The sequence below is a fragment of the Thermococcus sp. 21S9 genome (assembly GCF_012027635.1).
Classification (GTDB): domain Archaea; phylum Methanobacteriota_B; class Thermococci; order Thermococcales; family Thermococcaceae; genus Thermococcus.
The window spans coordinates 1,521,313-1,547,105 of the sequence record NZ_SNUS01000001.1 but is presented as its reverse complement, the minus strand read 5'-3'; the positions used below and the strand labels follow the sequence as shown (position 1 = coordinate 1,547,105).

Genomic DNA, 25,793 nt, shown 5'->3' with positions numbered 1-25,793 from the left:
CTTTGAAAAATTTTCATTTAAAACCAAAGGTTGGGGGAACTCAGTCCCCGTAGAACTCCTCTTCGAAGGCGTCGATTCCAACCTCAAGCGAATCGAGCCAGTCAAGGAACCTGCCAACGTCCTCGTCCCTGAATATCGCCCCGTGCTGTGGCGCTATCATCTTGGGTTTAAGCTTCCTTACCGAGCGGACCCATGCCCTGAGGGCCTTCGTTGAGCTCATATACCTCTTATGGAAGCCCTCCATGTGCTTTGTGTGCTCGTCAAAGTCCTCAACGAAGAGGTACCACTCGTCCTTCGAGAATGCAGCGGCTCCAATGTCCGAGCTGAACAGGATTCCGCTCTTCTCGTCGTAGAAGGCGAAGTTGCCGGGACTGTGGAGGTAGTGGGCTGGAACTGCCCTTATGGTCGAGTTTCCCAGTTTGAACTCGGCACCCTTATCAGGGATTCCTACCGTTCTGCCCGCGCTCATTACGGCAAGGTGCGGAATGAAGCGCACCCACAGCTCCGAGATGACGACCTTCGCCAGTGGCGCGTACTCGAACCAGAGGTTTAGACCCGCAACTACGTCGGGGTCCTGGTGCGAGTACATGAGGTACTTAATCTGTGTTGGGGGAATCAGGGAGGAGACGTTCTTGAGCACGCGGGAGAACACGAAGAACCCGCCGGGCTCTATAAGCGCGCCCTCGTTTCCGTCAATGACGAGGTACTGGTTGGTCAGTATTCCCTTCTCGTCCTCGCTCTCCTCAATTCCAAGCCAGTAAACCTTGTGCTCCCCGTCGTCGTAGAGCGGGTAGCTGTTCATGTTCCTAATCATCTCAAACACCTCCAGCGGGGACCCACGCGTTCACCATGTAGGCCCCGGAAACCTTTGAAAGGAGCTCAACGGCTTCCCTAACACCGTCCTCTCCCTCAACCTTGAGGGTCTTAACCTCGCTTCCGTTCCTTAACTCAACGGCCAGAACCTGACTGCCCCTAACGAGCACCTTGAAACCGCTGGTTCCATCGGACGTTATTCCCGAGAGGTAGAGAACCTCACTGCCCGCCTTCTCAAGAATCTCGTTGAGAACGTTGAAGAAGCCTCCCTCGGGGATGACGTGTAGACCGCTGTGAACCATCTTGGCCTTAGCTAAGAAGTTGGCGACGCTCATGGGGTCGGAGAAATCCACTTCGAGTATGGCCTTTTCGGTCTTCTTGCCGACCTCGAGTGGCTTTGAAGCCTCCGCCAGCTCCTTGAGGTTTCTGGCTATCCCCTCGACGAGTATCTCCAGGGTCTTCCCGAGGAAGAACTCGCCCCTACCTGAGTAGGAGAGCTCAACGTCTGCTGAAACATACTTCTGCCATTCCTTGAGGGTTATCACAACCGTCAGGTTGCCCCTCTTTCCCCTTCCCTCGTAGATGTGGCTGTTGTAGTCTTCGTGGAACTCAAACTCGTAGGTGTCCCTGAACTTGAAGACGAAGCGGGGTAGCATTATCTCGGCCACGACGGGATTTCTGCCCCTTACCTTGACCACGTAGGGCCAGTTTGTTATGAACTGTGCCGGGTCGTGGAGTATGGCCTCAACGGATTCCATACCGGACTTTATCTCAACGCTGGCTTCCTTGCGCTTCATGCTATCATCCCCAGAGCCTCTATCAGCTTAACGTAGAGTCCCTCGGGGCCCTCGGCTGGGCTTACCGGAAACAGGAAGTGCACCTCATCACCGTCCTTCACGACGAGCCTCTTCTCCGAGGGGTAGAGAACCACGCTGAGTTCGAGTTCCACCACTGAACCGTGGCTCGTCTTCATGGTGCCAACGGCGTGGGGAACCGCGACCTTGGAGCCCTCGACGACGTCCTTCCAGATTGAAGCTATAACCTCAAAGGGATTGATTCTCCAGAGGAATGTGCCCCTTCCAGATGATTTGGTGCCTGTTACCATCATTGTCCATCACCTAAACGCACTTGTAGATTCATAACCAAAATCAGGAAGTTCGCTTCTTAAACCTTCTGGTTTCCATATTTGCCAAGATTCAGAAAAAAGTTCGAATTTTGAAGTTCAAACCGGATGTTTGGATTGAGGTTCGAAGGCCCTGAGACATCCTTAAAAGGAGTTTCAACATAACTAAGACGAGTGATGCCCATGCCTATGGAGGCCTTCAAATGTGAACGCTGTGGGGCTCCACTTGAGGTGTCCCCTGAAACCATAGTTGCCGTCTGTCCGTACTGCGGTTTTCCGAACCACCTGACCGGAAACCTCAGGACTGAGGACATGTTCCTTGTTCCTTCGCTCAACAAGAACCAAATCGCGGAAGCGTTCTGGCGTATGGTCGAGAAGGACTTCGACCTCAAGCGGATTAAGGACTCGATTCAGGTTGTCGGTGTTGAGGGCCACTACGCACCATACTGGGTCGGTGACGTTTACGTGAGCGGTGATGTGGACTACACCGTCCGAGAGGAAGAGTGTGAAACCTACACCGACAGCCAGGGAAACACGGAAACGCGGTGCCACACCGTCGAGAGGCACTACCACGACGTTGTGAGCGAGACCCTGCACCTGATAGGCCCGGCCAGAAGGCAGGTGGCGAGCTTTGGAGTTGACGACATCATAAAGCACTACTCCAAGACGAGACCGGAGGAAAGGCGCCTGCTCGACCTCGACGAGGGGCAGTGGGAGAAGCTCAAGCTTGAGATACTCAACACTGAGATGGACGAAGAGCAGGCGAAGCTCATGATGCGCGAAGATGCGATAGACGTCATTAGAAACCGCTACTCTGCCAAGGCCGACAGAATAGACCGCTTTGACGTGAAGGCCGAGGAACCGAGCAACACCCGTCTCGTTCTCCTGCCGATGTGGACGGTTTATTACAAGTTCGAGAACTCGATATACCACTCGGTTTTCGCTGGCTGGGACGGGAAGAGGGTCGCCTCGACGGAACCGATGTCAACCCTCAGGCGGGCGGAGTACATGGGTGGCGTCGCCCTCGGAATCCTGATAGGGGCCATCGGTGGGGCCTACGGTGCCGCGGCGAGCGCTTACGCGCTGACGGGGATAGCGATAGGGCTCGGCTCGGTTCTGAGCGGATACTTCGGCTTCAAGGTCCTCGAGGGCCAGCGCATTGAGAGGGGTGGTTGAAATGGAGGTTACCTGCCCCACTTGCTCCGCAACCTTCAAGGTTCCCGACACCGTTGAGGTCGCCACCTGCCCCTACTGCGGAACGACCTTCCACGTTCACACGAAGGAAACCGGCGAGCACTTCTTCTTCCCGCCGATGAGAAAGGACGCCGGTGGCGTTCTGCTGAAGTTCCTCTCAAGGCAGTACGGCGCTCCGGCCGACATAACGGGGGCAAAGATAACCAAGAAAGAACTCCACTGGGTTCCGGTTTACTTCTTCTACCTGCACGGAAAAAGTAAGCTCTGGCCGACCGTTGAGGAAGTTCAGTTCATGGGGATTCCCGCGGGTTCGCCCTTCAAGACCCTCCTTGAAGGCTACCCGTTCCCGATTAGGGGCAAGGTCTTCTTCAGTGAGGACGTCGTCAAGAAGGGTCACTACTACGAGCCCGAAGTTCCGAAGGAGAAGGCCGAAGAGCTCGCGAGGGTCGCGCTGATAAACGCCCTAATTGGGGAGGCGAGGCAAGAAGACAAGAGCGTCAGCGAGGACGAGCTCGAACTCGAAGTAAGGTACCTCGGTCTCGTCCACTACCCGCTCTGGGAGCTCCGCTACGAGTATGCCGGAAAGGAATACTGGGGCTACGTTGACGGAACCGACGGAAGGGTCGTCTCAGCGGAATACCCCCTTGAAAGCGGTGCCAGAAAGAAGGCCAGTGCGATGGCGATGGGCGTAATCGGGGCTGGGGCGGTTCTCGGGTTCATAGCGTCGGCAATCTTTGGAACGCCCTTCGGCCTGCTGGGTGGCCTAATTCCCGGGGCGGTCGGCGCGTGGGGGATAGGCTCTAAAGGCGCCGTGAAGAAGAGAATCGTGAGCGGTGTAATAAAGGGTCGCTCCGGAAACCTCTACTTCCAGCCGATTTGAGGTGATAAGATGGGGAAGGAAACATCGATTGTGGAGAAGCTTGAACTTATCGTGCCGGGCTTCCACGGCTACAAGAAGAAGGAACTCCTCAGGGAAGACGACAGATTGATTAGGGGAAAGGTGGCCGACCTTCTGGGGCAGGCAAAGAGGGAACTTGAAAGGGCCCTGCAGAGGTGCGCCATGGTGAACTGCCAACAGCTTATGGGCATTGAAAACCTGAGGAAGAAGCTCATGATGCTTGAGAGCAGAGTGAAGCACGCCGAGGCCGGCTACCGCGGTTACTTTGACAGGGTCAAGTTCAAGGAGAAGGAACTCGAAAGGCTCATCGAGTACGACGCCAAGATGATTGAGCTCGCTGAGGAGATACTTAACGAGGCCAAAGCGTTAAACGCCCAGGTGGCGAATCCTCAGGCCCTTGGCATGGCAGTTCTCAACCTCGACGACAAGCTCGTGAACTTTGAGGAAGTCCTCAGTCAGAGGATGAGCTTCGCGGTGGGTGAGTGAAATGGTTGAGGTAATCGAATGGGTCAACCCGGGTGAGGACGAGATAATCTGGAGGTACCCGAACGAGGTCATAAAGTGGGGTGCCCAGCTCATAGTCCACGAGTACGAAGTGGCAGTCTTCATGCGCGACGGCAAAATCTACGACGTTCTCGGGCCCGGAAGGCACACGCTGACGACGCAGAATTTGCCACTCCTATACAAGCTCGTCGGCGGGAGCAACAGCCCCTTCAAGGCAACGATAATCTTCGTCAGCATGAAGCAGTTCCAGGGGCGCTACGGTGGCGAAACGCAGACGAAAGAATTAGCGCCGGTCAAGTACTACGGTGTCTACTGGTTCAAGGTCGCGGACCCGGTTCTCTTCATCACCGAGGTTGTCGGCGGTCAGAGCTTGTATGATGCCAGTGACGTTACCAAGTTCATCAGGGCTTACTTCAACGAGGGCATGATGAAGCATCTCAGCGCTTACTCGATAGTCGACCTCTTCCAGAACCTTGACATGGTCAGCACGCAGGTTAAGATAAAGCTCATGGAGGACTTCCGCAGGTTGGGCCTCGAGCTGGTCGATGTTAAGATTGAGGGCGTTAACACCACCGATGAGTGGCGCCAGAGGCTCTTCTGGCTCATGCAGACGGGCAATGCTCAGGCGGTTATGCAGATGGACACCGTCAAGCAAGTTGCAGCAGAGCTCGGAAAGAGCCCCGGCGCGAGTGTCGGGACCGGAATGGTGCTCGTTCCCCAGCTCTTCCAGCAACCGGCCCAGCCAGCTCAGCCCGTCCAGCAGGCCCCGGCCCAGCCCTATGCCGGCGCACCTCCAGCTCCCCAGCAACCACAGCAAACGGCTCCCTCCCAGCCAGCGCAACAGGAGATATGCCCCTACTGTGGTAAACCTATTCCACCGGGGGCACGCTTCTGCCCCTACTGCGGGCACGAAATCAAGCGGTGTCCCAACGGCCACATAGTTCCCGAGGGGGCGAAGTTCTGCCCGGTCTGCGGTGCGAAGATTGAATGACCCCCTCTTTCATTATATTTGCTTAGACACTGTTCTGGACAACAACAAGTCACAAATTCCAAAAGTTTAATTTGAGGTTTGTGACATTTAGGGCGATAAAAATAACGAAGAAACCCTTAAATACCCGAATCCCGTCATTTAACCGCTCTCGGGCGACCGAAGGTGGTCAGGATGAAGCCCCTCCCAGAGTTCGTAGGGCTCAACGTCGGTTTTCTGCTCGTTGTGTTATGGGTCTTCAAGCCACTATCCCAAACGTTCGCGGTTGCAATGGCCGTTGCAATGACTGCTGGGGTTGTGGGGTACTGGCTTTACAGGGAAACCCGCGCTATATCCTCCATCAGAAACTCTCCTTTCCAGGTCAACCTCGGGAGGACAAGGGTCTTTACCGACGACGGCAACATTGCGATGGCTCTCAAAGGGCTCTCACGCTTTCCGGAGAAACTCCCAAGGTTCGTTTACGTGGGTAGCTATCCCCTGGAAACGGACGTCAGAGCCGGACTTCTGGTGGGGATTGTGAACACGGACGCCTTCGACGGCGACCTTGTGGAGGCCCTCTCAACTCTGGAAAGGCCCGCCACGTGGTGGCTGGACTTCACTACCCCTACAGGATTTCTTCTCAGGGTTCTCCTCCCCATTGCCGTTCTGGAACTCCCGGGATGGGTCTCAGCGGTCATTCTACTCGTCGCGGGCATTGCACTCGGCGCAGTGGACTCCGTTAACCTGAACATGACGGCAGTGTGAGCCAAAGGGAAAAGAATACCAAATTAAACTCCAAACTTATCCTCTATGTAGGCCCTTATCAGCTCCTTCGTCGCGAGCAGGCCCTTGACGTGCGTCCTCTCCATCCCGTGGCTGGCATGAACTCCCGGCCCGATGAGGGCAACTCTGAAGTCCCAGCCGGCCCGCAAAGCGGCTGAACCGTCGGAGCCGTAGTAGGGGAAGACGTCGACCACATACGGGATGTCGTTCTTCTCGGCCAGCTCGATGAGTTTGGTCGTCATTTCATAGTCGTAGGGCCCGCTTGAGTCTTTGGCTCCTATTGAAACGGCAGTTTCCTTCCCATAAACCCCCTCTCCGACGACGCCCATGTCAACGACGAGCAACTCCCTCGTCGTTGATGGATAACCTGCAGAACCGCCGTGGCCGACCTCCTCGTAGGGCGAGAAGAAGAACGCCACGGGGAGCTTTTCAAGCTCGTCCGCCAGCTCAAGGAGAAGGTCAATCATCACCGCGACGCTCGCCTTGTCGTCCAAAAAGTGGGCCTTGACGAAGCCGTTCACGTACTCGAACTTCGGGTCGAAGGCTACGAAGTCGCCCGGTCTTATGCCGAGCTTCTCGGTGTCCTCCTTCTTCTCGACCTCCGCGTCGAGGCGAATGTACATGTTCTCCTCCTTGCGCTCCTTCTTTCCGGCGTCCCTGTTGACGTGAACGCTCGGGTTCCTGAGGAGGAGCGTCCCCCTGAACCTCTTCCCGGAGCGGGTTATTATCGTGCAGTATTCGCCCTCGAACGTCGGGAGGAGAAGCCCGCCGATTCTCGTGAAGCTCAGGTGTCCGTCAGGTAAAATCCCCTTCACCATCGCGCCAAGCGTGTCCACGTGGCCCGCTATGACGAGTTCTGGCTCCGGGTGGTTGTAGGCGAGAAGTGCTCCCTTGTTGGTGTAGCGGGTCTTTATCCCGGCCCCGCCCAGTTTCTTCTCGATGTGCGAGAGGACCTCTCTCGTGTAGCCGGTCGGGGACGGAATCTCCAGAATCTCCCTCAGAATCTCAACGACGCGCTCCATCGAAACCACCGTTGAGAAATAGTTCGAAGGGTTAAAAAGAACATCGGCCTCGATGGAACTTGATAGAGCTTCAAGATACCGGTATGAGAACGCGAGAAATCTGGTAGCGGGGGGAGGATTTGAACCTCCGACCTCCGGGTTATGAGCCCGGCGGGCACTCCTAGCTGCCCCACCCCGCTGTCTGACCCGTTAGTTAGTCATTCAGGGAGACTTTATAAATCTTTCGGAGCGGGCTTTATATTCTTCAAGGCCGTTCTCAGTTCGGTGGTGTCATGTACCTGACGAAGGAAGAGGAACTGATTTTGGCCGGCGAGTACGGCTACGCGCTCCAGAAGGCGATGGAAATCCTCGTCGCTTTGGGAGACATCTACGGGGCGGAGCGGTTGATTCCCATAAAGAGCGCCCAGATTGCCGGCGTTTCCTACAAAAACCTCGGCGAGGCCGGCATTGAGTTCCTGAGGGACTTCGTGGAGGCAGGAGCGAAGGTCAGCGTCTACACGACGCTTAATCCTGCAGGCATAGGCGACGATGAGTTCATGGAGAAGCAGAGGGAGGTTTTGGAGCTCTACCGCACGATGGGGATAGAGGTGACCTCCACCTGTACCCCCTACTACGGGGCGAACCTTCCGAAGTTCGGCGACCACTTAGCTTGGAGCGAGAGCTCGGCCGTTTCCTTTGCAAACTCGATAATAGGTGCCAGAACCAACCGCGAAGGTGGGCCGTCAAGCTTGGCCTCCGCCATAGTCGGCAAAACGCCGGAATACGGACTCCACCTCGACGAGAACAGGAAGGCGACCGTGAAGGTGAAGGTAGAGGCTAAAGTCAAGACGTTCGTTGACTACTCCGCTCTTGGCTATCACCTCGGAAAGGCCCTCAGAAACGACGTGCCCTACATAACCGGCCTGAAACCGGAGAGCCTGGACTACCTCAAGGAGCTCGGCGCTTCTATGGCCGCTACCGGTTCGATAGCGCTCTACCACGTCGAAGGCGAAACGCCCGAATACAAAACCGCGATTTCCGACGGGATAGAGACGATAACAGTCGAGGATGCTGACCTTAGGGCCGTCAGGGAGAGTTTCTCCGACGATTGGAGTGAGATAGATATGATTCTCATCGGCTGTCCGCATGCTTCCCTCATGGAAATCAAGGAGATAGCCGAACTTCTGAGAATGCGCGGAAGGCCTCTAAAGATACCGCTCTTCATAACCGCGAGCAGGGCCGTAAAGGCTTTATCTGACTCGCTCGGCTACACCGAAACGATAGAGCGCTACAATGGACGGATTATAGCTGATTCGTGCTTCGTCGTGTCGCCGATTAAGGGCTGGTACAGAGGCATAGCCACCAACAGCGGGAAGAGTGCCTTCTACTTCCGCTCCTTCGGCTTTAGCGTAAGGCTCGACGACGCCGAGAGGCTCATAAAAGAAGCCCCGTGAGGTGGTAGAATGAAGCTGAAGGGAAGGAAGGTCGTCGGAGGGAAGGCCGAGGGCGAGCTGATAGTGTCAAAAAAACCGCTCTCCTTCCTCGGCGGGGTTGACCCCGAGACTGGAATCGTTACCGACGCGGAGAGCGACATAAGAGGCCAGAGCATAGCGGGCAAAATCCTCGCCTTCCCGCGCGGAAAGGGCTCCACCGTTGGCTCCTACGTAATCTACGCCCTCAAAAAGAACGGAAAGGCGCCGAAGGCAATACTAGTCGGGGAAGCCGAGACGATAGTGGCAACGGGTGCGATAATAGCGGGCATCCCAATGGTTCAGGGAATAGATGTTTCAAAGCTAAGGAGCGGAATGAAAGTCAGGGTTGACGCCGACTCGGGTGAGGTTGAGGTCGAGGACTAACTTTTTAACTCGCCCCTCAACTTTAATTTAGGAGGTAAAAGATGCCGAGGGGAATCTACGAGTGCCTTAACTGTGGCTACCGCGAGGAGAGGGATTCCACCGAGCCTCTTCTTGAGCGCTCATGCCCCCGTTGCGGAGGGGACATGATTCTCGTGGGCTACGCGGGAGAAGGCATCAAAAAACCGTCGCATCCACCGCTTGAATCCACACCCACACCTGAGATTCACGTTGCCGAGACGCCGGGCCTTCCGCCGGAGGTTGAGGCCAAACTCAGGACGTTTTACAACCTCCGGTTTGCGGGCTTCGACGGGAGGGTCTTCGTTTTCGAGGTTGAGGATATCCTTGAGCCGAACTTTGAGAGAGTTCTGAGCGAGATGGAGAAGCTCGGCTACTGGGTTGCGCTGAAAAAGCGTGATGGCAAAGTCCTCCTGTTCGTGTTTCCCGCGGGAGAGGTCAAGCCAGACAACAAGTGGCTACCCTGGGTCTTCCTGCTCGCAACAATAGCAACGACCCTATTCGCCGGCTACATGCTGGCCCTCAACTACATCTCCGCCCTCGATTATTACGGACTTCCCGGGATGAGGGACCCCTACCTCATTGCACTCTCGTTCTCTGTCAGCGTCATGGCAATACTCGGTACCCACGAACTTGGCCACAAGATAGCCGCCGCTTACCATGGCGTCCGTGCAACGATGCCCTACTTCATACCGTTTCCGTTTAGTTTGATAGGAACCCTCGGCGCTGTGATAAGGGTTAAGTCTCCCCTGCCGACGAGGGACGCGGCGATAGACCTTGGCGTTAGCGGGCCGATAGCGGGTTTCCTCGTTTCGATTCCAGTTACGGCCATAGGTCTGAAGCTCTCGATTGTGGTTCCCCAGAGTATGGTGCCCCAGACGGAGGGAGGGGTCTACTTTGGAACAAATCTCATCTTCGAGGCCCTGACAAAAGCGGTGCTTCACATACCGGACAACTACGTGATATTCCTTCATCCCATTGCGATGGCCGGCTGGGTCGGACTGCTCGTCACGTTCCTCAACCTGATTCCGGTTGCCCAGCTTGACGGGGGGCACGTCCTGAGGGCGTTCATCAGCGAGAGGGCGCACAGAATAGTGACTTACGTCACGGCCTTCGTTCTCATCGGGATGAGCTACCTCTGGAGTGGCTGGTTCATCTGGGGGCTACTCGTCCTACTCATTGGCTCCGCTGGAAATCCCGGAGCACTCGACGAGGTATCTCCAATATCCAAGAAAAGGATAGCACTGTCAGTGCTCGTGGCGATAATATTCGTGCTCACCGCAACACCGAGGCCGATTTGGACTACTTAGATTTGCCCGCCTCTTTGAGTATCTGCTCGATATCGTAGTATATGCTGTCCCTGGAGACTCCAAAGACCCTTGCGAGTTCGGAGATGTTGAGAACCTTGGGGTTGTAGTTGAAGGCCTCAAGGACCATCGCTATTAGTTTCCTTCTTTCCTTTAGTGTGTACTCCCCGATGGGCTTCTTGCGCTCGAAGACGTTGTAAACCACAACCCCCACCGCATACGTCCTCCTCGTCACGGGCGTGGTGTAGGTTTTAACCTCAAAATCGACGATTTTAGCCCTGTCGGGGATTATGGCGTTAAGCTTCTCGAGGGTCTTGTTAATGGCGTCATCCTTGTTCCTCCCCGAGGAAAAATCCGCCCTGACAACCTTGTATGCCGGAAGTGACTTGTCCACGGCAAGCACTACACCCAGGTTCATGAAGGCTCCAAAGCTCAGCAGTATCTTTGCAGAATTTACAAAACCCGGAAGGTCGCGTAGTATATTCTCTGACTTTTTGTTGATTTCTTCAACGCAATCTTCAATGCTTGATGATTCGCAATGAAAGCTTACCAACATGAATGGACACCTCTTGGAGTCCTTGCAATATTGGGTATGATTCTCCTCAGTATTGGGCAGAAATATATATAAGCCTTTTTAGTCGAGTTTAGGTTGAAGTAAACCTCTGGAGGTGATTTGCCATGATGAGGAAGGCCCAGGGTGCAATTGAGTACCTCTTCATGATTGCTGCCGCGCTGGTTATAATCCTGATAGTCGTCAGGCAGCTCCAGAACAGGGGCAAGACTGCCAGCACGACCGCCAACACTGCCGAGCAGGCTATCAACAGCACCCTTCAGAACATGACCAACAGCAGCTGAAGTGGAGCGTAGTACGAAACTCGAGGTATTATAGCCATGTATCCTTAACATTTTTCTTTTCGGATTTTGGAGGTTGAAAAATGAGACGAGGGCAAGCATCACTTGAGTACATCTTTGTTATCGCAATTGTCCTGGTTCTGATACTGGTTTTGTTCCGGACCTTTTTTGACCCGAGAACTGGAACCCTGAAAAAAGTCGGCACCCAGCAAAGTGTAGTTGAGTCCGATATTAACAAAACTATTAATAACTTGAGCGATTAAAAACAACGTCGGTGATTCATATGGGATTCCTATCCTTCGGCTCCAAAAAGAAGAAAGTTAGAACAATGCTCGAATCGGGACAGTTTGAGCTCCTCGTTCAGGATGCCATAAAAGACAAGAAGGTTATGGGTGCGATAGTTGAGCTTCTCGACGACGACAACCCCGGAATCGTCGGGGATGCTCTCCTCGCGTTGACCCAGATTCTCGAAACCAACAAGGACAGCGTTTCCAAGTACCTTGACGAGAACAACTTCAAGAAACTTATGAACTTAATCCACCACAGGAATCCCTACATCAGGGAAAACGCCATGGTGCTCGCCTACGACATCATCAAAACCTATCCTGAACTGGCCCGAAAGTACCGCTCCTGGATAGTTGAGGAGATAAAGCGGGGCCTTCGCGAGGGCAAAAGGGACGAGAAGGGCTTTCTGCTGGTCGTCATAGGGGAACTCGGGCTCAGCGAGCTCAAACCCCTCGTAGAGGAACTCACCGGGGTGGAAGATAAGGTAGTTCTTCCCTTCGAGGGCAAAAAGTGGGTTCCCCTTGGACAGATAGCAAGGGAGACCTTAGAAAAACTCTGAGGTGTTACCATGCCCGATTTTATCCTCCTTCTGGTTCTCCTTTTCCTTCTCGCGCTCGTTGGGTGGGCAATCTTAGCCCTCACCATAGCTATTCTCAAGTGGCTCGCGGTGAACGCGATTACAGGCCTCATCATAATCGGCATCCTGAATTTCCTTGGGGTCACGCATGTCCCAATAAACTGGCTGACACTGCTAATCCTGGCCGTGGGTGGAGTCATTGGCGCGTTTATACTCATAATCCTATCCCTCTTCTAGGCCAACTTTTATAAGTGGCCCCTTTTAACCGGAAACGGGAAGAGAAGGGGTGATGCTCATGTCTCACAAGTCAGCGGAAATGTACGAGCTCAAGAAGAAGGTTGAGGAGCTGAAGAACTATCGAGGTCGAGCGACCGAACTCGTCAGCCTCTACATCCCGGCTGGCTACGACATCAACAAGGTCATGCAACAGCTCCGCGAGGAGTACGGAACTGCCCAAAACATCAAGAGCAAGTCAACTCGAAAGAACGTTTTGGGAGCACTTGAAAGGGCGATGCAACACCTCAAGCTCTACCGCAAGACTCCGGAGAACGGTCTCGCTCTCTTCGTCGGCAACGTCAGCGAGCAGGAGGGAGTCAGCGACATAAGACTCTGGGCCATTGTTCCGCCCGAGCCTCTCAAGGTTCGCCTCTACCGCTGTGACCAGACCTTCGTCACCGAACCGCTTGAGGAGATGCTCCGCGTTAAGGACGCGTACGGCCTCATAACCGTCGAGAAGAACGAGGCGACGATAGGCCTCCTCAGGGGCAAGAGGATTGAGGTTATAGACGAGCTCACCTCGAACGTCCCAGGAAAGACGAGGGCAGGTGGTCAGTCGGCGAGACGTTACGAGAGGATTCGCGAGCAGGAGACGCACGAGTTCATGAAGCGCATCGGCGAGCACGCCAATCAGGCGTTCCTTCCACTCCTCGAGAAAGGTGAGCTGAGGGGAATCATCATCGGCGGTCCCGGGCCGACCAAGGAGGAGTTCGTTGAAGGCGACTACCTCCACCACGAGCTGAGGAAGAAGGTCATCGGCGTCGTTGACATAAGCTACCACGGCGAGTACGGCCTAAGGGAGCTCGTGGAGAAGGCCAGCGATATACTCAGAGACCACGAGGCAGTGAAGGAGAGGAAGCTTATTCAGGACTTCTTCAAGCACCTCGTCAAGGACACCGGAATGATAACCTACGGTGAGAAGGAGGTTCGCCAGGCCCTCGAGCTCGGCGCCGTTGATACGCTCCTCATCAGTGAGGGCTACGACAAGGTCCGCGTCAAGGCCAAGTGCAACAACTGTGGCTGGAGCGAAGAGAAGACGATGAGCGAGCAGGAGTTCCACGTCTACAAGAAGAAGCTGACCCACTGTCCAAAGTGTGGCAGTCAGAACATAACCTTCGAGAAGTGGGACGTCGCGGAGGAGCTCATAAAGATGGCCGAGGAAGCCGGCTCGAATGTGGAAATCATCTCCCTCGACACCGAGGAGGGCCAGCAGTTCTACAAGGCTTTCGGCGGGCTTGGAGCGTTCCTGAGGTACAAGATTCATTGAGCTATTTGTATGCGTCTTCTCTTTTTCTTAAGCCTGTGGATTAAAATCCTACGGGCCTTCCAGTTCACAGAATAGATAACGCGGTATTCGCCGATTCTAACACGGTAAATATCGAGGTCTCCGGAGCCTTTTTAACTCCAGAAATTTTCTGAGGTTGGCCTTTGGTAAGAACTTTAGAGCCTTAACTGCCTCCTTCTTTATTTTGACTTCGAAAGTCATGAGTCCTCCTCCAGAATCCGCTCAAGCTCGTCCGCGTCAATCCAGTCTTCTTCCTTAAAATCTCTTGCCTCCCTCTCTATCTCCTCAAGTTCTTCCTTGGAGAGTTCGCCCCTCACAATGGGAACCAGCATAGCCTCAAGACGCTGGATTTCCACCTTCAGACGCTCAAGCTCCTCTATAACGTAACGCACGTTAGCATCGCTTACCCGCTCCATGTTCCCACCGCTTCAAATTCTTTCGGCATGATATTTTAATTTTCCCCTCGATTCGCTCAACCAAATGATGCAACAAAATTATTATAATCTGCATACATCGTTTTGGGAACCTTTAAGTATCGGTACCGATACTTAGTATCGGGGGCGATACCTGGCCTGGTCCGGAGAAAAGAGAAAAGATGAGTGCATTATTCACATCTTCTCCGGCGCCTCTATGCCGAGCAACTCCAGCCCGTTCCTTAACACCTGCTTGACAGCCAGAACGAGGAGCAGGCGCTCTTCTCTGATTCCCTCTTCAGCTTTGAGCACCGGGTGGTCCATGTAGAACTTGTTGAAGAGCGAGGCCAGTTCGTTGAGGTAGGCAGGAATCAAGTGAGGCTTGATGTCCCTGCCCGCGCTCTCTATTACCTCCGGGAACTTGGCGAGGAGCTTTATGAGTTCCTTTTCGCGGAGGGTGAGCTTCGAGAAGTCGGCCTTTTCAAGCAGAGCTTTCCAGTCGGTCTCGACTCCGCTTTCCCTGGCTTTCCTCAGGATTGAGGCACAGCGCGCGTGGGCATACTGTATGTACGGCGCGCTCTCCCCCTCGAAGTTGAGGACATCGTCCCAGCGGAAGGTTATGACCTTGTCCGGGCTGTACTTGACGAGGTTGAAGCGAACCGCGCCGACTCCAACCGCTTCGGCTATTTCCTCCTTCTCCCCATCGCTCAGGTTCGGATTCTTCTGCTCAACCAGTTCCCTCGCCCTCTGGACGGCCTCGTTGAGGACCTCGTCAACGGTGAAGCCGACCCAGGTTCCCTTCCTGCCCGAGAACTTACCTTCCGGTCTGACAACGTGCTCGTAAGCCAGGTGGTGGAAGTTCTCCGCGCTTTCTTCGAAACCAAGGAGCTGGAGGGCGTACTTAATCGCCATCTGGGGGTGCCTCTGCTCCGCTCCGATGACGTTTATGACTATATCCCCCCTGCCGAACCTGCCGGGCATCTCCTCTCCATCTGGAGCCGTCGTCCAGGTCTCGTGGTTCTCCCTCTTGTCCCAGAGCTTGTAGAGCATGTCGGCCTTCACCTTGCCGAACTTCCAGAGGTGATAGGCTATGTCCTTGCCGGTGTAGGTTGCGGTTCCATCGCTCCTCTTGAGGACGAGGAAGGGGTTCTTCATGTCCGGGAAGAGCTTCCTCAAATCCATGACGAACGCTCCCTTGTACTTGCCCTCCTTCCCCCAGAAGAAGTTCTCGTTGGATTCGATAAGCCTGTAGGCCTCCTCAAAGATTCCGCTCCGCATTATGTCGCTCTCCCAGCTGAGCAAATCGTAGGCGATGCCCATGCGGTAAGTGGTGAGCATTTGCGCCTTAACGACGCGCTCCGCTAATTTCCTACCGATTTCGGCTATCTCGTTGTTTCCTTCCTCGAGTTTCTTCATGAGCTCGCGAACCTCTTTATCCACCTCTGGGTTCTCCTCGATGCGCTTGTTGACCTCCACGTAGAGCAGGCCCATGACGTGGTCTATGAAGTCCTCCTTCAGGCCTTTCACCTTTAACTCGGCCTCAATCCGCTCGAACTCCTCTTTCATATTGAGGTAGCCCCAGAGAACCTGCGCGAACTGCACTCCGAGGTCGTCGATGTAGTTCTGAACTTCAACCTTGTAGCCGAGCCTGCGCATAATCCTCGCCATCGTGTCGCCTAGAACCGCGTTCCTCGCGTGCCCCATGTGGAGCGGTTTGGTCGGATTAACCGAAGTGTGCTCGACGATGACCTTCCGGCCCTTTCCAACTTCGCTCTCGCCGTAGGTGCTTCCCTTCTCAAGGATTTCCCTAACCAGCTCGCGCCCGAAGTAGGAGTAGTCAACGTAGAAGTTGATGTAGCCGTTAACCGCCTTAACATCGACTATGCCCTCGGGCTTCTCGATTCTCTTGACGAGCTCCTCCGCTATGAGCTTAGGGGCCTTCCTGAAAACCCTGGCGAGCTGAAACGCTATGGCCGTTCCGAAGTCGCCGAGCTCGAGGCTTGGCGTGTCGTCGAAGGCTATCTCGCCGTCCCACTCCTTTCCGGCCTCGGTGAGCATCTCGTCGAGTGCCTTCTTTAGAGAAAGTCTCGCCCTCTCCTGTATCTCCGTATAGACCATCTTCACCACCGCCGGCACTACTACCTAACCTTTAAAAAGTTCTCCCGCGAGTTTACAACGGGGATGGGTATGAAGCACCACGTCGGTGAGCACAAGGCCAAGAAGGGCCTCATAAGGATTGAGTTCGACGAGGAGAACGGGATTGCTGAGCACGTCAGGATTACGGGAGACTTCTTCGTTCACCCGGAGGAAACCGTCCACGAGCTCGAGAAGAAGCTTGAAGGACACCGCCTTGACGAGCTCGAGCACCTGATTGACGAGTTCTTCGCGATGCGCCTCGATGTCGAGATGCCCTACGTGAACGTCGAGGACTTCAAGATTGCCCTCAAGAAAGCCCTCGAAGGGTGACGGTAGTGAGGGTCAAACGAACCTTTTTACTTCTCCTTGCAACGTTCTTCGTGGGGACATTTCTCGGCGTGGCTTACGCGTACCTTCAGCCCGAGCGTGCTGGGGAGTACGTGGTGAAACTCGCCAAGGAGATAGGGGGGCTATCGGATAACCCCTTTGATAACTTTCTGATGATTTTCACACACAACGCGGGAGTTTCGCTCCTCGTTCTCGTCTCGGGTCTCTTCTTCGGACTCGGACCCTGGGTGATGATACTCTTCAACGGCCTGGTTGTTGGAATCGTGGCAGGTTTCCTTGTAGAGGTGGGCACGCCGGCAACCAAGGTTATACTGGGACTCGTCCCCCACGGCGTCGTAGAGATTCCGGCCTTCGTCTTAGCAGGAACCGCGGGAATAGTCTGGTACAGGAGCATTCGTGAGGCTGAAGAACCTGCGAGGGGCTTTAAAGATGGAATGAAAAGAGCCCTAAAGCTCTACGCGGTGACGGTTGGAATGCTCCTAATTGCGGCCTTCATCGAGGCGTACATAACTCCGAAGGTTGCCGGTCTCTGAGACCTCAAAGGTCCCGCTCTCCTCGTAGGTTTCTATTTCCCTCAGTATCGCGTCCATTGGGTTTTCCAGACCGGCGACAACGCTCCTTATGTAGTTCCTGTAACTTCCGTTGGTCTCTATCATCCTTTCCGCGACCTCTGCAACCTCTACTGGGTCCGTTGAGTGGAACTTGACGCCGAGCTCGACGAGCCACCTCGTCACCGCAAGGAGTTTTCCGGGGTATGTTGATATCGTCGGTGTTCCGAGGGCTATCGCTTCCCTGTTCATCGTCCCCCCAGCCCCAATCATGAGCCTCGCGTAGTAGAGCAGGCTGAGGCTGTCGACAGGCTTTTCGGGCATTATCACATTGTCAAAGCGCTCAAACCTTTTCCTCTGCTCCTTCGTCCTCGGGAAGAGAACGATGGGCATCTCGGGCAGGAGGGGAATAACGTCCTCAAGGACGCTCTTCTCCGGCCCGTTGAAGTAGTTGGCCTTGACGGGCTCGGTGCGCATGACGATATAGTCGTTCCTCTTCAGCCCGAGCTCCCTGAGGACCCTTCTATCGGGCCTGAACCCGTAGAGGTGCGCCAATTCAGAGAAGCCGTTCACGGGTTTCATGCCATTGGGGTCGGCACCACACTTGAGGAGCTCGTAGGCGTCTATCGCCTTCGGGAAGAGGAGGAGCTTCGTGAAGGGTAGTATGAGCTTGTTTTGAGCCACAGCGGTCTCATTGTCGACGAAGCCTATGCTCGGAATCCCAAGGCCAAAGGCAACCCTCGGTGCCTCGACCGAGTGCTTGTAAACCGCGAGGTCGGGTTTCTCCTCGATTATTAGCTTGCTCAGCTTGTAAACCCTCTCGGCACTCGCCATGAGCTTGCCCTCGAGGGTGGAACCCCCGTGCTTTCCGACCACGTAGTAGTCGAAGCCGAACATGTCGAGGATTCCGGTGAGACCGTCGAACTCTCTCGTCGTGATTAAAACTTCGTGGCCCGTCTTCTCGAGTTCCTTAATCAGGCCCTTGAAGAAGTGAACGTGAGGTGCGTTCGTGATGTCAATCCATACCTTCATTCTACCACCCGCCGTTGAGTGAACGACTCTGTCCAATATAAGGCTTTCCGAAAAACGGTTGCGGAAGCTTCTTTTCACACGTTTCATCGGGCCCCGTTTAATGAAAAACGCTTTCTAACGCTTTCCTTCCATGATGTGGGTTTTCAATGGGGCACCGCCACCAGTTAAAGTGAACAACAGTGTCCACATACTCCGGAAAGGGGGAGACCCCCTGACAACGGTTCCAACGTTTTCAAAATCGTTACGTGAAAAAGGCTTTTATCCGGCCGTTCCAAGCCACTCCGGTGGGACTGATGAAAGGGATTAAGGAGATAGCCGTCATCGGCCTCGGTTACATTGGTCTTCCAACGGCGATAATGTTCGCAAACGCCGGTTTCAAAGTCATAGGTTATGAAATAAGGGAAGAAGTTGTCGAGAAAATAAACTTGGGAAAGGCACACATCGTTGAGCCCAAGATAGACGAGCTACTCAGGAAAGCAGTCGAGAGCGGAAACCTGCGGGCGACGTCAAACCCGGACGACATAGCCGGGAAGGACGCCTACATAATCTGCGTCCAGACACCGCTCAACGACGACAAGACACCAAACCTGAGCTACCTCGAGAGCGCCGTCAGAACGGTTGCAAAGGCCATGAAAAAGGGTTCCCTGATCGTAATCGAGAGCACGGTGCCACCGTTAACGACCGTCAAGATGGCGAAGCTCATCGAGGAACTGACGGGATTCAAGGCTGGGAAGGACTTCTACATGGTCCACGCCCCGGAGAGGGTAATGCCGGGCAGGATTTTCAAGGAGCTCGTTTACAATTCGAGAATTTTCGGCGGGATAACTCCCGAGAGCGCCGAGATAGCGGAGAAACTCTACCGCTCCTTCGTCAGAGGACAGACCTTTAAAACCAGCTCAACCGTCAGTGAAGTCGTCAAGCTGATGGAGAACACCTTCCGGGATGTCAACATAGCTCTCGCCAACGAGTTCGCATTTCTGGCCCACCAGTACGGGATAAACGTCTTCGAGGCTATTGAGCTGGCCAACACCCATCCCCGTGTGAGAATTCACATTCCGAGCATTGGAGTTGGAGGCCACTGCCTCCCAAAGGACCCGCACCTCCTCCTCTGGCCAGCTAAGGAGGATTTCGGACTCATAAAGCTTGCGAGGGAGATAAACGATTCAATGCCCCTCTTCACGAAGGATTTGCTCTTCTCCGCTTTAAAGGAGCTGAACATCCCGCCGGAAGACGCCACCATAGCGGTTCTCGGACTGGCATACAAGGGCGACAGCGACGACACGAGGAACTCGCCGGCTCTGGCGTTCGTTGAAGCGATAAAAGACGACGTGAAGGCCGTTAAAACCTACGACCCCTTCATCCCGGGCACGAGCGGGAGCGTCGAGGAAGCGGTTGAAAACGCGGATGCGGTCGTTATAGCGACCGACCACACGGCCTTCAAGTCCCTCAACTGGGAGAGTCTCGGGAAGCTCATGAGAACAAGGATTCTCATAGACGGCCGGCACGTGGTGGAGAACCCGCCGAGGGGCTTCCTTTTTAAGGGCATCGGGAGGGGAGAGTTTTGAAGCCAGCCTTCGTGTTCGGAACGAGACCGGAGATAATAAAGCTCTCTCCTGTTATAAGGGCGTTCCTTGAGAGGGGCGTAGAGCCCATTCTAATCCATACGGGCCAGCACTACGACTACGAGATGAGCAGTGTCTTCCTCGAGGAGCTGGAGCTCCCGGAGATAGATTACCACCTTGAAGTCGGCTCCGGGACTCAGGCGGAGCAGACAGGGAAGGCGATGATAAAAATTGAGCGGGTTCTGATGGAAGAGAAGCCGGACGTAACGCTCGTTCAGGGCGACACCAACACTGTTCTGGCTGGAGCTCTGGCGAGCGTCAAGCTGAAGATTCCTGTGGCCCACGTCGAAGCCGGCCTTAGGAGCTTCGACAGGACGATGCCGGAGGAGATAAACAGGATTCTTGCAGACCACGCGAGCGAGGTCCTCTTCCCCCCGACGGAGGAAGCGAGGAAAAACCTCGAGCGCGAGGGGATAACCGAGAACGTCTACGTCGTCGGTAACACTGTCGTCGATGCGGTCCTTCAGAATTCTGAGGTGGCTGAGAAGAAGAGCGACGTGCTAGAGAGGCTTGGCCTCAGACCCAAGGAGTACATCCTCATTACGGCCCACCGTGCGGAGAACACCGACAGCCGGAAGAACCTTGAGAAGCTCGTCCAAATCCTCGAAAGCCTGCCGATGAGGGCGGTATACCCAATGCACCCACGCACGAGGAAGAGGCTCGAGGAATTCGGGCTCTTGGAACGGGTTGAGGCCATTGAGAACCTGACCGTCACGAAACCCCTCGGCTACCTTGACTTCCTCAGGCTTGAGAAGAACGCCTTCGCGATAATGACCGATTCGGGGGGAATACAGGAGGAGACCATAATCCTCGGCGTACCCTGCCTAACCCTCCGCTACAACACCGAGAGGCCTGAGACCGTCGAGGCCGGTGGAAACATGCTCGTCGGCCTCGAAAAGGACCGCGCCCTCAGTTACCTTAGACAGCTGATGAAAGACAAAGAGTTCTACGAGAAGATGGCGAACGCTCCGAACCCCTTCGGCGACGGAAAAGCTGGAGAGAGGATAGCGGAAATCCTTCTGAACCTCCACGAAAGGGGAGAGCTGAGGGTGAGAAGCTCACGGTTTATTTAGTAACCCCTGTTGCCAAGGGCATGTTTTAGGGAATCCCCAATTTTTTCAAACTCAGACACTGTGGAATTGAGGAGGTGAGATAAACTGCTGTTGTCCCCAAACAGGTTGCGGAACACTCCAAGGAACCTGCCCAGTATTGTTTCAGATTTCTGAGTTGAATTTTCAACGATGTTTAGGGTATCATTGTATACCTTCCGGGCATAGTTCATGCTGAGTGCATTGTTCCCCACGTACCATTGGGTTGGGTCCAAAAGCCCGCTAACGTTTAGGTCACTAACGTTGTATACCCCTCCAGTGAGGTTAAGGGGGTTTGATTCATTCGAGATGTTCCCCGGGGGAAGGGTACCGTTCGCAGAGTATTCAATCTGCCCTGGAAGCTGTGCCGTCTGCTGTGCCTGCTGGGTGAGCTGTTCCAGAGACGGCACAACCCCCGCGAGGAATATCCCCAAAAAGACTATCGTCACGGCCAGACCCAAAATTTTCTTCATGGTCGTCCCCAACAATAGTTGAACCGCGACCTAAATAAAGATTATCCAGGACTTCCAGGAAAATGTGAGAAAAGACGCAAAAGGGTCAATCACTCTTGAGGAAATTATCCAACTCCGAAGCCATCTCGTTAGCAATCATCTCGTAGGGATTGCCCTTGCTGAGCTTTCCGACCTTTGCCCTCAGGTTCCACCAGTAGGCCACGCCACAGGTCTGGTTCGCTATCCTGAGTTCCATGAGCCGGTTCATGCTGGCCTGGCAGAACTTCTCGGCGGATTTCGAGATTGCGCTTTCTGAGAACTCAAGGCCGTGGTTGATAGTATCGACGGCAGACTTGGCATCGCCGGCGTGGGAGTAGTAGAGGATTCCCGAGAGAGATATCTCCTTGTAGAGGACGTCGTTGCTCTCCCCCGTCATTGGAACGTAAACGAGCACGAGCCTGCCCTTCATGTCGTGTTCCATAACGTCATCGGTTATGACCGGTGTGAGCCCGTGCTCCCTGACGACCCTGACGAGAGCGTTCTCAATGTACGTCTTATAGGGATTCGGTGCCCAGACGGATATGTAAACGATGTGGGGGTCCTTCGGGGCTGAGGTCCAGTTGTAACTGTGGTCAACGATTGTAGTTCCCCCACTCATAGAAGCCCCTCTGTAGTCAGAGATGACATAGGACTCGCTGGCAACGGCAATCCCAACGATAGAAAGAACCATCAGCACCGCGATGCCCAACACTAAAAAGATGCGTTTCATTGGGCTCACCGGGAAATAGTTTGAAAAATTACTTTAAAAAGTTTTCTTAAATCTCAGTTCCAATGTAGATACCGTGCCTCGTCCTCACGATTCTCACCTTGATTCTGTCCCCGACTTCCGCCTTCGTCCCAACGACCTCGATGAGCCTGTTCCTGGCCTTCGCGAGCATCTCTCCTTCAATCCTGCCCGGAAGAACGACCTCAGCCTTTACGACCTCCCCGGGCCGGAAGGCAAGCGGTATAAACTCGCGCTTCTCCATACCAAAGTGGCTCGGCTTCAGGACAAGGGGTTTCATTCCGGTCTTCTCTTCAAGCCCCCTCAGCCAGGCGTAGAACTCCTTGAAGGGGACCGTCTTGGCTATGACCGGGTTCCTGCCGAACTTGTAGGGAATGTAGTTCTGGAAGCCGAGAGCCGGCCAGCGCTTTCCGGCGCCGATTTTCCTCGCGAACTCTATGAACGCCTCCGCCTCGTCGTCGTTGATTCCGAAGATTATGACCGGGGCAATGAGGACGTCTATCCCCTCATTGACGAGGGCCTCAGCCATCTCCAGAACGTGTTCAAGGTCGTAGTCCTTCCTGCCCATGAGCATCTTCGCCTTGTCCGGGTCGAGGGAGTGAATCGAAAGGTTCACCCTGTCGAGACCTGCCTCGGCCAGCTCCTCGACGAGCTTATCGTTGAGAAGCGTCCCGTTGCTCTGCATCGAGATTACCGAGACGTTCGGGTGCTCCCTCAACGCCTGAACGAGTTCCACTCTGAAGGGATAGATGAGAGGCTCTCCCTGGCCGTCGAGGTGTGCCTCCAGACCCTTCCCCTTTATCCTCGCGACATCGTCGAACCACTTCATCAAATAGTCGATATCAACGACGTAGTCGAGCTTTCTCGTCCTTGAGTACGGTCCCTCGTCAACGGAGCAGAAGATACAGCTCAGATTGCACCCGCTCACACCCCTTACCTGGATTAGGTTCGTCCCCCTATCTATCAGTCCGAAGGCGTTGTAGCCGAGGAGCGGAACGTCCATGGCCTCGTGAATGTAGAGTACCTTCCTCTTCGTGTAGCGGTTCCTGAGAAGTGCTCCGAGGTTGTTTTGAATGTAGAGCGCTACGAAGCCTTCGACCTTCTCGTAATCCGTGTCTATGATTAACGCACCGTTTCGGGCCGTGATTTGAGGCGAGACGCGGTACTTCTTTCGGATGACCCTCTCAAGCTCTCGCTTTGGAAAGTCCGCGTAAAGGGTCTCACGCCAGATTAGCCGGATTGTGTCTCCCAAATCCTCAAAGGTCACGTGGGGAAGGCGTAGCTCTATCATGGTCGTGAGTTTAACGGTGCGTTTAAAAACCCGTTGATGGACAAAACATCCGTCCGGAAGACTTTTAAATTCCCCCCTTGAAGACATGCGGGCATGGAAACATTTTAATACTATTGGATTAAAGAGTCTACTGGTGAACTGAACTGGGTGGTAGCTCATGTGGGGGAAGATTGAACATTACTTTGATGAGTATCCCGTCAGAAAGCAAATCGCCAAGACGCTTCTCAAGTACGGTCTCAAGGTTTCAGAGGACATGAAGATAAAGGCAGGGGACATCGAGGTGCCCTACACCAAGATAGCCAAGGCCCTCGACGTTGACAGACGTGTCGTCAAGGAAACCGTTGCCATGATACTCAAGGTTCCGGAGCTCAAGGAGATATACACCAACCTTGAGCCGACGGTTCACATGAAGTACGTCGGCAGGCACGTTGGCTACGGCGTCATCGAGATTGAGCCGGAGCCGAGGGCAATAGGAATCCTTGCCAAGATTGCGCAGAAGATAGCGGAGCGCGACATCAACATAGTCCAGGTCGTCGCGGAGGACCCGGAGCTCTACCCGGAGGCAACGCTGACCATCATAACCGAGAAGCCCATCCCGGGCGACCTTATCAACGAGCTCTCGAAGCTCGAAGGCGTCAAGAGAATATCCATCTATTGACCGAATTTTTTTGGTCCGTATTCACTCTTTCTCCAAAAGATTTTGTTACCTCTTCTCGAAGAACGAACGCCCGTAGACGCTTTTTCGGACTATGGGACAAATTAGAGACCCCTATTTTAACCAAAAGTTCTAAACCTTTCTTCTTCCCAGGTAAGGTTTATAAGTTATGGTTGGCAACCTTCGATAGTCACTCCAAATGAGTGCATCAACCTCCGGAGGGTTGAGTATGGAAGAAGCAAGTCGCGCCAGCAAGTTCGCCTACACTTTTATCGTGCTGTTTATTCTGTGGCTGGTCGTCACGGCCAGCCTTGACAGCCAGGAGTTGATAACCGGAGCCGTTATAGCTTTAATAGTAGCGGCACTGACGCACGACGTCTTCACCAAAGCAGGACTGGCAAACCTCCATCCAAAGAGGGTCGCCTACGCAATAGCTTACATACCGTACTTCCTGTGGGCTATGATAATGGCCAACCTCGACGTTGCTTACAGGGTGCTCCACCCGGCGAGGCCAATAAGGCCCGGAATCGTCAAGTGCAAAACCGTCCTCAACAGCGACACCGGAAAGCTCTCGCTCGCGAACTCGATAACCCTTACACCCGGAACGATAACCCTCGACGTCGATGAGGACGACTACTTCATCCACTGGATTTGGGTTCCGGACGAGGTGCTCAACGCCAAGGACGATTCTGAGCACGTTGAAAAGGCCTCCGAGGCCATAACAAGACCCTTTGAAAAGTTCTTGAGGGTGATATTCGGATGATAGGGATTAACATTTATCTCGCCCTGATTGCGATAGCAACGCTCCTCAGCACCTACAGGGTCTTCAGGGGACCGACGACAGTTGACAGACTTGTGGCAGTGGACATCATGACGACCATAACCACCGGACTTATGGTGCTCTTTGCGCTCTACTATGGAAGGATGATTTACATCAGCGTTGCCCTCGTCTACGCGCTCCTCGCCTTCGGTGGAGTCATAGCCTTCGCCCGCTACCTGGAGGGAGGCCTATGAGCGTGCTCGCAATAATCGGTGAAGTCCTCGTTCTAATCGGAACGTTCTTCTACTTCCTGTCGGCGCTTGGCCTAATCAGGATGCCTGACGTTTACAACAGGATGCAGACCTCAACGAAGAGCGCCACCCTCGGAAGCCTCGGCGTTATCGTCGGAACCGGCCTCTGGGCGGTCGGCAAGGGCTACTCCCCGGCGTGGATAGTGCAGACGGTAGCTGTCGCTGGATTCCTATTGCTCACCAACCCGATAAGCGCCCACGCCCTCATAAGGGCCGCGTACAAGCGTGGAATTCCGCTCTGGCACGGTAGCGTCGTTGACAAGTACGCCGAGCACCTCGCGAGCAAGGCTCAGGTAGAGGAGGCTTCCGAGACCTCTGAGGAGGTGAGCGAATGAACTGCGTAACCTGTATCAACTACATCATAATCGGCGTTATGATAATCTCGGCAATACTCGCCGTTGAGTGGAGGGACCTGCTCGCGGCCGCCGTTGGAATGGCCGCCGTAAGCCTGTTCGCCTCGATACTGTTCCTAATCCTTCAGGCGCCGGACGTGGCAATGACCGAAGCGGCCATAGGTGCCGCGCTCAGCGGTGCGATATTCATCTTCGCCATAAAGAGAACCCAGCGCTTTGAGACCGAGGAGGAAGAGAGGCCCGGGTGGTGGGTAAGATGGTGAG

General features: G+C 54.4%; 33 protein-coding genes and 1 tRNA gene. 22 read left to right on the top strand and 12 right to left on the bottom strand.

The annotated features are described in order from the left end of the window. Positions 1-40: 40 nt before the first annotated feature. Genes E3E28_RS08765 through E3E28_RS08755 form a run of 3 tightly spaced genes read right to left on the bottom strand, consistent with a single transcriptional unit; the run spans position 41 to position 1,921 of the window. Positions 41-814 carry an MBL fold metallo-hydrolase gene (locus E3E28_RS08765; RefSeq protein WP_167914774.1) on the bottom strand — a complete coding sequence of 258 codons (774 nt, stop codon included), beginning with the start codon at positions 812-814 and terminating at the stop codon, positions 41-43. 1 nt (position 815) lies between these two features. After that, complete coding sequence (locus tag E3E28_RS08760; protein ID WP_167914773.1) at positions 816-1,610, bottom strand: hypothetical protein; 795 nt, start codon at positions 1,608-1,610, stop codon at positions 816-818. Further along, positions 1,607-1,921 carry a hypothetical protein gene (locus E3E28_RS08755; RefSeq protein WP_167914772.1) on the bottom strand — a complete coding sequence of 105 codons (315 nt, stop codon included), beginning with the start codon at positions 1,919-1,921 and terminating at the stop codon, positions 1,607-1,609. Before E3E28_RS08755 ends, E3E28_RS08760 begins: the two co-directional genes overlap by 4 nt. 192 nt (positions 1,922-2,113) lie before the next feature. Between E3E28_RS08755 and E3E28_RS08750 the strand changes: the two genes are divergently transcribed. From E3E28_RS08750 to E3E28_RS08730, 5 genes are all read left to right on the top strand, one after another. Next, positions 2,114-3,112, top strand: coding sequence for a hypothetical protein (locus E3E28_RS08750; RefSeq protein ID WP_342764488.1), 999 nt, complete (start codon positions 2,114-2,116; stop codon positions 3,110-3,112). Between the two features lies 1 nt (position 3,113). Further along, a complete protein-coding gene (locus tag E3E28_RS08745; protein WP_167914771.1) occupies positions 3,114-4,010 on the top strand; it encodes a hypothetical protein in 897 nt (298 codons plus the stop codon). 9 nt (positions 4,011-4,019) lie between these two features. Beyond that, complete coding sequence (locus E3E28_RS08740) at positions 4,020-4,514, top strand: hypothetical protein (RefSeq protein WP_167914770.1); 495 nt, start codon at positions 4,020-4,022, stop codon at positions 4,512-4,514. 1 nt (position 4,515) lies between these two features. Beyond that, positions 4,516-5,523 carry an SPFH domain-containing protein gene (locus tag E3E28_RS08735; RefSeq protein WP_167914769.1) on the top strand — a complete coding sequence of 336 codons (1,008 nt, stop codon included), beginning with the start codon at positions 4,516-4,518 and terminating at the stop codon, positions 5,521-5,523. 171 nt (positions 5,524-5,694) lie between these two features. After that, complete coding sequence (locus tag E3E28_RS08730) at positions 5,695-6,264, top strand: hypothetical protein (RefSeq protein WP_167914768.1); 570 nt, start codon at positions 5,695-5,697, stop codon at positions 6,262-6,264. 23 nt (positions 6,265-6,287) lie between these two features. Here E3E28_RS08730 and E3E28_RS08725 read toward each other — a convergent pair whose 3' ends face one another. Both E3E28_RS08725 and E3E28_RS08720 read right to left on the bottom strand, forming a co-directional pair. Continuing rightward, complete coding sequence (locus tag E3E28_RS08725; RefSeq protein WP_167914767.1) at positions 6,288-7,304, bottom strand: M42 family metallopeptidase; 1,017 nt, start codon at positions 7,302-7,304, stop codon at positions 6,288-6,290. Between the two features lie 101 nt (positions 7,305-7,405). Continuing rightward, a tRNA-Met gene (locus tag E3E28_RS08720) sits at positions 7,406-7,483 on the bottom strand. 93 nt (positions 7,484-7,576) lie between these two features. Here E3E28_RS08720 and E3E28_RS08715 point away from each other — a divergent pair. From E3E28_RS08715 to E3E28_RS08705, 3 genes are read left to right on the top strand one after another with little or no spacing between them, the layout of a single operon-like run. Beyond that, positions 7,577-8,737 carry an aconitase X catalytic domain-containing protein gene (locus tag E3E28_RS08715; protein WP_167914766.1) on the top strand — a complete coding sequence of 387 codons (1,161 nt, stop codon included), beginning with the start codon at positions 7,577-7,579 and terminating at the stop codon, positions 8,735-8,737. 9 nt (positions 8,738-8,746) lie between these two features. Beyond that, a complete protein-coding gene (locus E3E28_RS08710; protein WP_167914765.1) occupies positions 8,747-9,139 on the top strand; it encodes a DUF126 domain-containing protein in 393 nt (130 codons plus the stop codon). Between the two features lie 41 nt (positions 9,140-9,180). Further along, positions 9,181-10,464, top strand: coding sequence for a site-2 protease family protein (locus tag E3E28_RS08705; protein ID WP_167914764.1), 1,284 nt, complete (start codon positions 9,181-9,183; stop codon positions 10,462-10,464). Here E3E28_RS08705 and E3E28_RS08700 read toward each other — a convergent pair. Next, complete coding sequence (locus E3E28_RS08700; RefSeq protein WP_167914763.1) at positions 10,457-10,879, bottom strand: hypothetical protein; 423 nt, start codon at positions 10,877-10,879, stop codon at positions 10,457-10,459. The genes E3E28_RS08705 and E3E28_RS08700 overlap by 8 nt on opposite strands. Before the next feature lie 260 nt (positions 10,880-11,139). Here E3E28_RS08700 and E3E28_RS08695 point away from each other — a divergent pair, with 260 nt between their 5' ends. From E3E28_RS08695 to prf1, 5 genes are all read left to right on the top strand, one after another. Next, entirely contained in the window at positions 11,140-11,316 is a 177-nt protein-coding gene (locus E3E28_RS08695) for a class III signal peptide-containing protein (RefSeq protein ID WP_167914762.1), read from the top strand. Between the two features lie 80 nt (positions 11,317-11,396). Next, a complete protein-coding gene (locus E3E28_RS08690) occupies positions 11,397-11,576 on the top strand; it encodes a class III signal peptide-containing protein (protein WP_167914761.1) in 180 nt (59 codons plus the stop codon). Between the two features lie 20 nt (positions 11,577-11,596). Then, a complete protein-coding gene (locus E3E28_RS08685) occupies positions 11,597-12,157 on the top strand; it encodes a hypothetical protein (RefSeq protein ID WP_167915370.1) in 561 nt (186 codons plus the stop codon). A gap of 9 nt (positions 12,158-12,166) precedes the next feature. Next, positions 12,167-12,412 (top strand): pro-sigmaK processing inhibitor BofA family protein, encoded by a 246-nt coding sequence (locus tag E3E28_RS08680; RefSeq protein WP_167914760.1) that lies wholly within the window; start codon positions 12,167-12,169, stop codon positions 12,410-12,412. 58 nt (positions 12,413-12,470) lie between these two features. Then, positions 12,471-13,718, top strand: coding sequence for a peptide chain release factor aRF-1 (gene prf1, locus E3E28_RS08675; protein ID WP_167915369.1), 1,248 nt, complete (start codon positions 12,471-12,473; stop codon positions 13,716-13,718). Positions 13,719-13,933: 215 nt separating this feature from the next. On the opposite strand, the gene E3E28_RS08670 is transcribed toward prf1, so the two are convergent. After that, on the bottom strand, positions 13,934-14,152 hold the full coding sequence (locus E3E28_RS08670; protein WP_167914759.1) for a DUF5646 family protein: 219 nt from the start codon (positions 14,150-14,152) through the stop codon (positions 13,934-13,936). A gap of 192 nt (positions 14,153-14,344) precedes the next feature. Beyond that, on the bottom strand, positions 14,345-16,267 hold the full coding sequence (locus E3E28_RS08665; protein WP_167915368.1) for an arginine--tRNA ligase: 1,923 nt from the start codon (positions 16,265-16,267) through the stop codon (positions 14,345-14,347). Positions 16,268-16,336: 69 nt separating this feature from the next. Here E3E28_RS08665 and E3E28_RS08660 point away from each other — a divergent pair, with 69 nt between their 5' ends. Together E3E28_RS08660 and E3E28_RS08655 are read left to right on the top strand one after the other, a co-directional pair. After that, positions 16,337-16,615, top strand: a complete 279-nt coding sequence (locus E3E28_RS08660) for a lipoate protein ligase C-terminal domain-containing protein (RefSeq protein ID WP_167915367.1) — start codon at positions 16,337-16,339, stop codon at positions 16,613-16,615. A gap of 5 nt (positions 16,616-16,620) precedes the next feature. Next, positions 16,621-17,166, top strand: coding sequence for a stage II sporulation protein M (locus tag E3E28_RS08655; protein WP_342764487.1), 546 nt, complete (start codon positions 16,621-16,623; stop codon positions 17,164-17,166). Here E3E28_RS08655 and E3E28_RS08650 read toward each other — a convergent pair. Then, entirely contained in the window at positions 17,113-18,213 is a 1,101-nt protein-coding gene (locus E3E28_RS08650; protein ID WP_167914757.1) for a DUF354 domain-containing protein, read from the bottom strand. The genes E3E28_RS08655 and E3E28_RS08650 overlap by 54 nt on opposite strands. A gap of 293 nt (positions 18,214-18,506) precedes the next feature. On the opposite strand from E3E28_RS08650, the gene E3E28_RS08645 reads away from it, so the two are divergent. Together E3E28_RS08645 and wecB are read left to right on the top strand one after the other, a co-directional pair. Next, a complete protein-coding gene (locus E3E28_RS08645; RefSeq protein WP_167915366.1) occupies positions 18,507-19,778 on the top strand; it encodes a UDP-N-acetyl-D-mannosamine dehydrogenase in 1,272 nt (423 codons plus the stop codon). Beyond that, positions 19,775-20,908 carry a non-hydrolyzing UDP-N-acetylglucosamine 2-epimerase gene (gene wecB / locus E3E28_RS08640; RefSeq protein WP_167914756.1) on the top strand — a complete coding sequence of 378 codons (1,134 nt, stop codon included), beginning with the start codon at positions 19,775-19,777 and terminating at the stop codon, positions 20,906-20,908. Before E3E28_RS08645 ends, wecB begins: the two co-directional genes overlap by 4 nt. On the opposite strand, the gene E3E28_RS08635 is transcribed toward wecB, so the two are convergent. From E3E28_RS08635 to E3E28_RS08625, 3 genes are all read right to left on the bottom strand, one after another. Next, positions 20,905-21,396, bottom strand: coding sequence for a hypothetical protein (locus E3E28_RS08635; RefSeq protein WP_167914755.1), 492 nt, complete (start codon positions 21,394-21,396; stop codon positions 20,905-20,907). The genes wecB and E3E28_RS08635 overlap by 4 nt on opposite strands. 85 nt (positions 21,397-21,481) lie before the next feature. Further along, a complete protein-coding gene (locus E3E28_RS08630; protein WP_167914754.1) occupies positions 21,482-22,153 on the bottom strand; it encodes a hypothetical protein in 672 nt (223 codons plus the stop codon). A 37-nt stretch (positions 22,154-22,190) separates the two neighbouring features. Next, positions 22,191-23,450: a radical SAM protein gene (locus E3E28_RS08625; RefSeq protein ID WP_167914753.1), complete on the bottom strand. Its 1,260-nt coding sequence runs from the start codon at positions 23,448-23,450 to the stop codon at positions 22,191-22,193. Between the two features lie 157 nt (positions 23,451-23,607). Here E3E28_RS08625 and E3E28_RS08620 point away from each other — a divergent pair, with 157 nt between their 5' ends. From E3E28_RS08620 to E3E28_RS08600, 5 genes are all read left to right on the top strand, one after another. After that, the gene (locus E3E28_RS08620; RefSeq protein ID WP_042689379.1) at positions 23,608-24,108 is read left to right on the top strand and encodes a hypothetical protein; all 501 of its coding nucleotides are present in this window, start codon (positions 23,608-23,610) and stop codon (positions 24,106-24,108) included. A 226-nt stretch (positions 24,109-24,334) separates the two neighbouring features. Beyond that, entirely contained in the window at positions 24,335-24,868 is a 534-nt protein-coding gene (locus E3E28_RS08615; RefSeq protein WP_167914752.1) for a Na+/H+ antiporter subunit E, read from the top strand. Beyond that, complete coding sequence (locus E3E28_RS08610; RefSeq protein ID WP_042689377.1) at positions 24,865-25,119, top strand: monovalent cation/H+ antiporter complex subunit F; 255 nt, start codon at positions 24,865-24,867, stop codon at positions 25,117-25,119. Before E3E28_RS08615 ends, E3E28_RS08610 begins: the two co-directional genes overlap by 4 nt. Continuing rightward, positions 25,116-25,511, top strand: a complete 396-nt coding sequence (gene mnhG / locus E3E28_RS08605) for a monovalent cation/H(+) antiporter subunit G (RefSeq protein WP_167914751.1) — start codon at positions 25,116-25,118, stop codon at positions 25,509-25,511. The genes E3E28_RS08610 and mnhG overlap by 4 nt, the downstream gene beginning before the upstream one ends. After that, positions 25,508-25,792: a DUF4040 domain-containing protein gene (locus E3E28_RS08600; protein ID WP_042689374.1), complete on the top strand. Its 285-nt coding sequence runs from the start codon at positions 25,508-25,510 to the stop codon at positions 25,790-25,792. Before mnhG ends, E3E28_RS08600 begins: the two co-directional genes overlap by 4 nt. Position 25,793 lies beyond the last annotated feature (1 nt).

What these genes read in the sequence shown, in the direction of transcription:
- E3E28_RS08760 (WP_167914773.1), bottom strand. Translation starts at nt 1,610, where the DNA reads ATGAAGCGCAAGGAAGCCAGCGTTGAGATAAAGTCCGGTATGGAATCC.
- E3E28_RS08690 (WP_167914761.1), top strand. Translation starts at nt 11,397, where the DNA reads ATGAGACGAGGGCAAGCATCACTTGAGTACATCTTTGTTATCGCAATT.
- E3E28_RS08645 (WP_167915366.1), top strand. Translation starts at nt 18,507, where the DNA reads ATGAAAGGGATTAAGGAGATAGCCGTCATCGGCCTCGGTTACATTGGT.
- E3E28_RS08625 (WP_167914753.1), bottom strand. Translation starts at nt 23,450, where the DNA reads ATGATAGAGCTACGCCTTCCCCACGTGACCTTTGAGGATTTGGGAGAC.
- E3E28_RS08650 (WP_167914757.1), bottom strand. Translation starts at nt 18,213, where the DNA reads ATGAAGGTATGGATTGACATCACGAACGCACCTCACGTTCACTTCTTC.
- prf1 (WP_167915369.1), top strand. Translation starts at nt 12,471, where the DNA reads ATGTCTCACAAGTCAGCGGAAATGTACGAGCTCAAGAAGAAGGTTGAG.
- E3E28_RS08685 (WP_167915370.1), top strand. Translation starts at nt 11,597, where the DNA reads ATGGGATTCCTATCCTTCGGCTCCAAAAAGAAGAAAGTTAGAACAATG.
- E3E28_RS08750 (WP_342764488.1), top strand. Translation starts at nt 2,114, where the DNA reads ATGCCCATGCCTATGGAGGCCTTCAAATGTGAACGCTGTGGGGCTCCA.
- E3E28_RS08710 (WP_167914765.1), top strand. Translation starts at nt 8,747, where the DNA reads ATGAAGCTGAAGGGAAGGAAGGTCGTCGGAGGGAAGGCCGAGGGCGAG.
- E3E28_RS08715 (WP_167914766.1), top strand. Translation starts at nt 7,577, where the DNA reads ATGTACCTGACGAAGGAAGAGGAACTGATTTTGGCCGGCGAGTACGGC.
- E3E28_RS08670 (WP_167914759.1), bottom strand. Translation starts at nt 14,152, where the DNA reads ATGGAGCGGGTAAGCGATGCTAACGTGCGTTACGTTATAGAGGAGCTT.
- E3E28_RS08680 (WP_167914760.1), top strand. Translation starts at nt 12,167, where the DNA reads ATGCCCGATTTTATCCTCCTTCTGGTTCTCCTTTTCCTTCTCGCGCTC.
- E3E28_RS08730 (WP_167914768.1), top strand. Translation starts at nt 5,695, where the DNA reads ATGAAGCCCCTCCCAGAGTTCGTAGGGCTCAACGTCGGTTTTCTGCTC.
- E3E28_RS08620 (WP_042689379.1), top strand. Translation starts at nt 23,608, where the DNA reads ATGTGGGGGAAGATTGAACATTACTTTGATGAGTATCCCGTCAGAAAG.
- E3E28_RS08610 (WP_042689377.1), top strand. Translation starts at nt 24,865, where the DNA reads ATGATAGGGATTAACATTTATCTCGCCCTGATTGCGATAGCAACGCTC.
- E3E28_RS08660 (WP_167915367.1), top strand. Translation starts at nt 16,337, where the DNA reads ATGAAGCACCACGTCGGTGAGCACAAGGCCAAGAAGGGCCTCATAAGG.
- E3E28_RS08705 (WP_167914764.1), top strand. Translation starts at nt 9,181, where the DNA reads ATGCCGAGGGGAATCTACGAGTGCCTTAACTGTGGCTACCGCGAGGAG.
- E3E28_RS08665 (WP_167915368.1), bottom strand. Translation starts at nt 16,267, where the DNA reads ATGGTCTATACGGAGATACAGGAGAGGGCGAGACTTTCTCTAAAGAAG.
- E3E28_RS08700 (WP_167914763.1), bottom strand. Translation starts at nt 10,879, where the DNA reads ATGAACCTGGGTGTAGTGCTTGCCGTGGACAAGTCACTTCCGGCATAC.
- E3E28_RS08735 (WP_167914769.1), top strand. Translation starts at nt 4,516, where the DNA reads ATGGTTGAGGTAATCGAATGGGTCAACCCGGGTGAGGACGAGATAATC.
- E3E28_RS08740 (WP_167914770.1), top strand. Translation starts at nt 4,020, where the DNA reads ATGGGGAAGGAAACATCGATTGTGGAGAAGCTTGAACTTATCGTGCCG.
- E3E28_RS08745 (WP_167914771.1), top strand. Translation starts at nt 3,114, where the DNA reads ATGGAGGTTACCTGCCCCACTTGCTCCGCAACCTTCAAGGTTCCCGAC.
- mnhG (WP_167914751.1), top strand. Translation starts at nt 25,116, where the DNA reads ATGAGCGTGCTCGCAATAATCGGTGAAGTCCTCGTTCTAATCGGAACG.
- E3E28_RS08755 (WP_167914772.1), bottom strand. Translation starts at nt 1,921, where the DNA reads ATGATGGTAACAGGCACCAAATCATCTGGAAGGGGCACATTCCTCTGG.
- E3E28_RS08725 (WP_167914767.1), bottom strand. Translation starts at nt 7,304, where the DNA reads ATGGAGCGCGTCGTTGAGATTCTGAGGGAGATTCTGGAGATTCCGTCC.
- E3E28_RS08615 (WP_167914752.1), top strand. Translation starts at nt 24,335, where the DNA reads ATGGAAGAAGCAAGTCGCGCCAGCAAGTTCGCCTACACTTTTATCGTG.
- E3E28_RS08695 (WP_167914762.1), top strand. Translation starts at nt 11,140, where the DNA reads ATGATGAGGAAGGCCCAGGGTGCAATTGAGTACCTCTTCATGATTGCT.
- E3E28_RS08765 (WP_167914774.1), bottom strand. Translation starts at nt 814, where the DNA reads ATGATTAGGAACATGAACAGCTACCCGCTCTACGACGACGGGGAGCAC.
- E3E28_RS08600 (WP_042689374.1), top strand. Translation starts at nt 25,508, where the DNA reads ATGAACTGCGTAACCTGTATCAACTACATCATAATCGGCGTTATGATA.
- E3E28_RS08635 (WP_167914755.1), bottom strand. Translation starts at nt 21,396, where the DNA reads ATGAAGAAAATTTTGGGTCTGGCCGTGACGATAGTCTTTTTGGGGATA.